The organism is Actinomadura sp. WAC 06369, assembly GCF_003947565.1.
Taxonomy (GTDB): Bacteria; Actinomycetota; Actinomycetes; order Streptosporangiales; family Streptosporangiaceae; genus Spirillospora; species Spirillospora rifamycini.
In genome coordinates this window covers 1-4,328 of sequence record NZ_QHJN01000313.1, presented here as the reverse complement: position 1 = coordinate 4,328, position 4,328 = coordinate 1, and the positions used below count along the sequence as shown (strand labels likewise).

Below are 4,328 nucleotides of genomic sequence, written 5' to 3'. Positions count from 1 at the left end.
CCCACGGCCCGATCGGCAGCCGCTCCAGCGCCCGCGTCGCCTGCACCGACAGGCCCGCCGGCATCGGCGCGAACCGCTCCACCCGCTCCCGCCACCGCTCGTCCCCCAGCAGCGGGACGACCACCGGCGCGGCCCACAGCAGCCCCAGCGCGCCCGTCAGGCCCGCGGCGGTGCCCCGCACGGCCGCCGCCGCGCCCAGCCCCAGCAGCGCCACCAGCACCAGGTACAGCACCGACCCCGCGGCGGCCCGCGCCGTCGCGCCGTCCAGCAGCGACAGTGGCGGGTACCCGGCCTCCGCGGTGAACCCGTTGCGCGGCAGGACGAACCGGCCCGCCGCCAGCGATCCCGCCACGCCCGCCGCGCCCGCCGCCGCGACGAGCACGGCGACCACCGCCGCCTTCGCCGCCAGCACCAGCCCCCGCCGGGGCACCGCCGCCAGCGTCGGCACGATCGTGCGGGTCCCGTACTCCCCGCCGATCGCCAGCACCCCCAGCACCACGGCCGCGACCTGCCCCGCCCGGACGCCCGACAGGCTCAGCTTCGGGGTGTCCTCGAAGCACTCCGCCGGTGACGGGCACCGCGCGGCGTCCACCGGCCACATCGCCGCCGCCCCCGCCGCGACCGTCGCCGCCGCCAGCGCGACCAGCAGCCACGCCGTGCCGCGCAGCGTCGCCAGCTTCGTCCACTCGGCGTGCAGGGCCCGCACCGCCGCCGCGCCCCGCCCGCTCACGCGTCCCTCCGCCGCAGCAGCCACGCCGCCGCCGCGACCGCGACCGCCGTGTACGCGCACAGCACGCCCAGCCCCGCCCACGGCCCGATCGCGGTGTCGTAGCGCGGGACGGTCTGCTGCACGGCGAAACCGGCCGCCGGGGTGAGCCGCTCCAGCCATCGCGCCGCCGACACCGGAAGCCCGGTCGCCGCGATCTGCGGCACCAGCAGCGCCAGCAGGACGAGCGTGATCGCCGGGGCGCTGCGCCGCACGACCACCGCGACCGCCACGGACAGCACCGCGACGACCGCCAGCAGCAGCGCCGTCCCGAGCACCGCCCGCAGCACCGCCCCGTCCGCGAGGGACGGCGCGTCCCGGCCGCCGAGCCCGGTGACCGCCAGCGCCCCCGCCGCGGCCGCCAGCCCGGCCGCGAACCCCGCCGCCGCCATCACCGCGGCCTTGGCCGCCAGCACCCGGCCCCGCCGCGGGGACGCCGCCAGCGTCACCGCGATCATGCCGCGCCGGTACTCGGCGGTGACGAACAGCACCGCCGCCGCCACGACCGCCGCCTGCCCGACCAGCACCCCCGTCAGCGCCGTGCGCGTCGTGTCGTCGGAGAACAGGTCCGGGCCGATGTCGCCCGACCCCGTCAGCGTGAACACGCCGCCCGCCCGGGTGGACCCCGTCCCCTCGGGCGCGGCGGGCCCGCCGGGTCCGGCGCGGTCCCGCCACGCGTCCGCCGCGCCGCCGGCCGTCCCGTCCCGCCAGGCGCCGCCCAGGGCGACGCCGTCGAACGTCGCCGTCGTGTCCGTCGGCCGCCCGGAGACCTCCTCGCCGCCGAACCGCCGCACCACCTCCACCGCGTCGGGGGACGCGACGAACAAGCCGGCCGCCACCGTCTCCGGGAGCCCGTCCAGGCGCACCCCGCCGACGCGCCGCCACGCGCGCCCGTCCTCCGACGCGTACCCGGTCACCGACGTCCCCGACCGCTCCAGCTTCAGCCAGTGCGGCGCCGCGCCGTTCCCGCCGCCCTCGCCGCCCGCCTCGTAGCCGGTCTGCAGCCGCACCCCGTGCCCGGGCGTCACCATGACCGCCGCGTAGGGCGCGCCGCCGCCGGTGCCCGCCCGCACCATCAGCCCGGCCTTCGCCCACGCCCGCCCGGCCCGCTGGGACGCGACGCGCGCGGTGATGCTCCCGTCCCCGGTGAGCGTCCGGTAGGTGTAGTGGCCCTGGTCCGTGACGGCCGGGGGCAGGTCCGGCGCGGCGCCCCCGCCCCCGGTCGACTGCGTGCCCGCGGCCGACAGCAGCGCCACCAGGACGGTCAGGACGATCGAGGCGCCGAGCGCGAGCAGCCAGCGGGGGACGGACCGCAGCTTCGTCCACTCGGCCAGCAGCAGCCGCCCGAACCCGTCGCCGGCCGCCCGGACCGTGCTCCGATACGGGGCGGCGGTCACGACGCGGCCTCCCGTCCCGCCGCGTCCGCCGCGCCGCCCGCCCCGGCGGTGCCGTCCGCGACAGGGTCGTCCGGCGCCGGGGCGTCCGAGGTGCGGGTGCGGAACTCCACGGCGTCCCTGGTCAGCTCCATGTACGCCTCCTCCAGCGACGCCCGGTGCTCGGCCACCCCCGAGAACGGCACCCCGGCGCCCGCCAGCAGCTCCACGACCCGCGTGGCGGGCACGCCCGCCGCCGTCACCGCGTCCCGCTTGTCCGCGGTCACCGTCGCGCCCGCGTTCGCCAGCACCGTCATCGCGTCCCGCCGCGCGGACGTGCGCACCTCGACCCGCCCGTCCGACGCCGCCGCCAGCAGCGCCGCGACGCTCGTGTCGGCGATCAGCCGGCCCCGCCCGATCACCACCAGGTGGTCGGCGCCGCCCTCCAGCTCGCTCATCAGATGGCTCGACACCAGCACCGCGCGGCCCTCGGCCGCCAGCGCCCGCAGCAGCCCCCGGATCCACGCGACGCCCTCGGGGTCCAGCCCGTTGACGGGTTCATCGAACATCAGCGCGGGGGGATCGCCCAGCAGCGCCGCCGCGATGCCCAGCCGCTGCCGCATGCCCAGCGAGAACCTCCCGGCCGGGCGCCGCGCGACCCCCGCCAGGCCCGCCAGCTCCAGCACCTCCCCGACCCGCCGCGCCGGGATACCGTTCGCGCGCGCCAGCCACAGCAGGTGGTCGCGCGCCCGCCGCGCCGGATGCACCGCCCCGGCGTCCAGCATGCCGCCCAGCCGGCACAGCGGCGCCCGCAGCGACCGGTAGGGCCGCCCGCCGACCAGGGCCGCGCCCGCGTCGGGCCGGTCCAGGCCGAGGATCATCCGCATCGTGGTGGTCTTGCCCGCGCCGTTCGGACCCACGAACCCGGTGACCCGCCCGGGTTCGACGGTGAACGACAGGCCGTCGACGGCGACGGCCGTCCCGTACCGCTTGCGCAGCCCGCGCACTTCGATGGTCGCATCCATGCCCGGGACGCTACGGGCGCGCCGGACGCCGTGTCGTCCCGCCGCGGAGCCGTCGCCGCGTCCCCGGCGGCGGGGAGCGCGCGTCCCTCCCGGGAGGGACGCGCCGCGCCCGGGCACGCGCCACAATGGCGTGCGTGACGCGGATCCGGGAGCTGCGATGGCCCGCGGCCGGCGCCGGCCTGGCCGCCGCCGCCGTCGCCGAGGCGGTGCTGCGCGCCGACGGGCCCGGAGAGGCCCTGCCGCTCGCGCTCGTGCTCGACGTGTCGGCGACCCTCCCGCTCGTCCTGCTGCGCGGCACCGGCGACCGGCCGGACGCGCCCGGCGCGTCCGGCGCGTCCGGTCACGGCCCGGCGGCGGCCGTGACGATCACCGTCGCGGCGCTCGCCGCGACCCTGCTGCACCGCGGCCCCGCCCTGGCCGGGTCGGCCGCGCTGCTCGCCGTCTGGGCGGCGCTGGCCCGCCGCCGGATCCTGCGCCGCCGCGCCGAGGCCGCCGCGCGGGACGCGTCCCGCCGCGCCGCCGAGCACACGCTGCTGGCGCACACCGCGCGCGGCGAGCGGGCGCGCATCGCCCGCGAGCTGCACGACGTCGTCGCGCACCACATCTCGATGATCTCGGTGCAGGCCGAGACGGCGCGGCTGGCCGTCCCCGGGATGCCCGCCGAGGGCTCCGAGCGGCTGCTGGCCATCGGCGACACCGCCCGCACGGCGCTGACGGAGATGCGGCGGCTGCTGGGGGTGCTCCGCGAGGACGCGGGCGAGCCCGGCGGCGCGCCCGACCGCCGCCCCCAGCCGGGCCTGCAGCAGCTCCTGGACCTCATCGACGAGACCCGCGACGGGGCGGGCGCCGCCGCCCGCCTGATCGTCGCCGGTCCCGTCGCCGCGCTGGACCCCGGCGTGGAGCTGACCGCCTACCGGATCGTGCAGGAGGCCCTCACCAACGCGCGGCGGCACGCCCCCGGCGCCGCCGTCGACGTCGAACTCGCCTACACCGGGGAAGAGCTGCGGCTCGCGGTGCGCGACAACGGCCCCGGCCCCGGGCGGATTCTCGGGGTCCTCGCAACACCTGATGACTCACGTGGTTGTCAGTAGATCACGCAGGCGCTCGGCTGGGGTTCTCCAGCCGAGCGTTTTGCGTGGTCGGCTGTTGAGTTGCCGGGCGACA

The 4,328-nt window shown here is 79.3% G+C and carries 4 protein-coding genes; 1 reads left to right on the top strand and 3 read right to left on the bottom strand.

Annotated features, from left to right (window positions below):
* The 3 genes from DMH08_RS38775 to DMH08_RS38765 form a co-directional block, all read right to left on the bottom strand.
* On the bottom strand, positions 1-730 hold a 730-nt coding region (locus tag DMH08_RS38775), incomplete at its 3' end, for an ABC transporter permease (protein ID WP_125621229.1).
* Positions 727-2,163, bottom strand: a complete 1,437-nt coding sequence (locus DMH08_RS38770; RefSeq protein ID WP_125621227.1) for an ABC transporter permease subunit — start codon at positions 2,161-2,163, stop codon at positions 727-729. The genes DMH08_RS38775 and DMH08_RS38770, both read right to left, overlap by 4 nt.
* A complete protein-coding gene (locus tag DMH08_RS38765; protein WP_125621225.1) occupies positions 2,160-3,164 on the bottom strand; it encodes an ABC transporter ATP-binding protein in 1,005 nt (334 codons plus the stop codon). The genes DMH08_RS38770 and DMH08_RS38765 overlap by 4 nt, the downstream gene beginning before the upstream one ends.
* Before the next feature lie 134 nt (positions 3,165-3,298).
* Between DMH08_RS38765 and DMH08_RS38760 the strand changes: the two genes are divergently transcribed.
* A complete protein-coding gene (locus DMH08_RS38760) occupies positions 3,299-4,255 on the top strand; it encodes a sensor histidine kinase (RefSeq protein ID WP_199748228.1) in 957 nt (318 codons plus the stop codon).
* The last annotated feature ends 73 nt before the right edge of the window (positions 4,256-4,328 follow it).

Excerpts from the sequence above, each read along its gene's own strand:
- DMH08_RS38765 (WP_125621225.1), bottom strand. The coding sequence starts at position 3,164 with ATGGATGCGACCATCGAAGTGCGCGGGCTGCGCAAGCGGTACGGGACG.